Consider the following 2,218-nt stretch of genomic DNA (forward strand, 5'->3'; position numbering starts at 1 on the left):
AGCGCGAGCGTCCACAGCACTTTAATCAAGCGGTCATGCTCTATCGCGCCGAGGGCTTTGACGAGACGGCGATTCGTCAAGTGTTGGATCACCTCGTGAAGCATCATGATGCGCTGCGTACGGTATTCCGTCAGACTTCCAATGGTTATACGGCTTGGACACGGGCTGTAGAGGAAGGCACGCTGTATACGCTGGAAACAGTGGACTACCGTGAACAGTCCGCTTATGCGGAAGCGCTGGAAGTGAAGGCAACGGAAATCCAAAGCAGCATGGACCTGTCCGCAGGACCGTTGGTGAAGCTGGGATGGTTCCGAACCACTGAGGGCGACCATCTGCTGATCGCCATTCACCACTTGGTGGTGGACGGAGTGTCGTGGCGGATTCTGTTCGAAGATTTCTCGACAGGCTACGAGCAGGCGATCCAGGGCGAGCCCGTACGATTGCCGTATAAAACAGATTCCTTCCAAACTTGGGCACGGGAGTTATCCTCTTACGCCAACCGTCCAGAGGCGGCAGCAGAGGACATGTACTGGAAACAGCTGGAACAGGCCAAAGCGGAAGCTGTGCCGCTGCCTAAGGATTTTGCCTACGAGGGCTCCTTAAACGCAGACAGCGAAGTGCTGACGGTAGAGTGGACCGAAGCTGAAACGCAGCAGCTGTTAAAGCAGGCCCATCGCGCCTATAACACCGAGGTCAATGATTTGCTGCTGACCGCGCTGGGACTGGCGGTGCACCACTGGACAGGTGCAGGCCAGGTGCTGGTGAACCTGGAGGGCCATGGCCGGGAAGCGATCCTGCCAGAGGTGAATATTACACGTACCGTAGGCTGGTTTACGAGCTTGTATCCAGTGCTGCTGGAGACCGGCAAGGAAATGACACTGGCTCAGCGGATTAAAGAAACGAAGGAAGGCTTGCGCCGGATTCCGCATAAAGGGCTGACCTATGGCATTTGGCGCTACTTGTCCCCTACGTTCGGATCAGGTGAATCGTGTGCGATTGCAGAACCGGAAATCAGCTTTAACTATTTGGGGCAGGTGGATCAGGATCTGCAAAACAGTGGAATCACGTTGTCGTCCTACCATGCAGGGGAGACAGAGGATGCCCATTCCCGCTTGCCGTACACGCTGGATTTAAACGCGATGATCTCGGAAAGCACACTGCGTTTGACAATTGCTTACAGCCGTAAGCAGTATCGTAAAGAAACGCTGGAGCGTGTGGCGAGACTGCTGCAATCCGCTTTGCAAGAGATCATTGCGCATTGCACCGCTCAGGAACAACCGGAACTGACGCCAAGTGATGTGTCCTTCAAAGGTCTGACGACGGGAGAGCTGGAGCAGATTGCGGAACAGGCGGCACATATTGGTGAGCTGGAAAATGTATACGTACTGACGCCAATGCAAAAGGGGATGCTCTTTTACAATCTGATGGATTCGCAATCGGGAGCGTATTTTGAACAGGCATCCTTTAATCTGCGAGGGCATTTTAATATTGCTGCATTTGCGGCCAGTCTGGATGTCTTGGTGCAGCGGCATACGGTACTGCGTACGAACTTCTACAGTGGCTGGAAGGATGAACCGCTTCAGGTCGTGTACCGGAATAAGCGCAGTGAACTGTATGTTGAGGATCTGCGGGATATGGAGGAAGAGCAGCAAAACGAGTACATCCTCGAATTTACACATAAAGACAAGCAAAGAGGCTTTGATCTGGCACAAGACGCTTTGATGCGTGTTGCTGTATTGCACATAGGTGAGGATACGTACCGTTTTGTATGGAGCTTCCATCATATCGTGATGGACGGCTGGTGCTTGTCGCTGGTGACAAATGAAGTGTTTGCGAGTTATTTTGCGATCCTGGCCCATAAACAACCGGAACTGGCCCCTGTCACGCCGTACAGTCAATATATCGAATGGCTGGAGCAGCAGGATCGTCAGGCCGCATCCAGCTACTGGAGCAAGGTGCTGGAAGGATATGAGGAGCAGTCCCGTTTGCCACAGGCAAAAATTCAGGGCAAAACAGGGTATCAGGCGGAGCGTCTGGATTTTGATTTGGGCGTAGAGCTAACCGCTGGTATTCAGCAAATAGCCAAGCGTTATCAGGTCACCATCAATACGTTGATGCAGACCGTTTGGGGCCTTTTGCTGCAAAAATATAATGGCACCGATGATGTCGTGTTTGGCAGCGTGGTATCTGGACGTCCGGCAGACATTCCGAATGTGGA

General features: G+C 52.9%; 1 protein-coding gene. It reads left to right on the top strand.

Going from position 1 to position 2,218, the window contains the following annotated elements; genetic code table 11:
- The coding region (locus HFD99_RS24665; protein WP_238797283.1) for a condensation domain-containing protein at positions 1-2,218 on the top strand (2,218 nt) is incomplete at both ends.

This window comes from Paenibacillus sp. EKM301P (assembly GCF_011800295.1).
In the GTDB taxonomy this organism is placed as follows: Bacteria; Bacillota; Bacilli; order Paenibacillales; family Paenibacillaceae; genus Paenibacillus; species Paenibacillus polymyxa.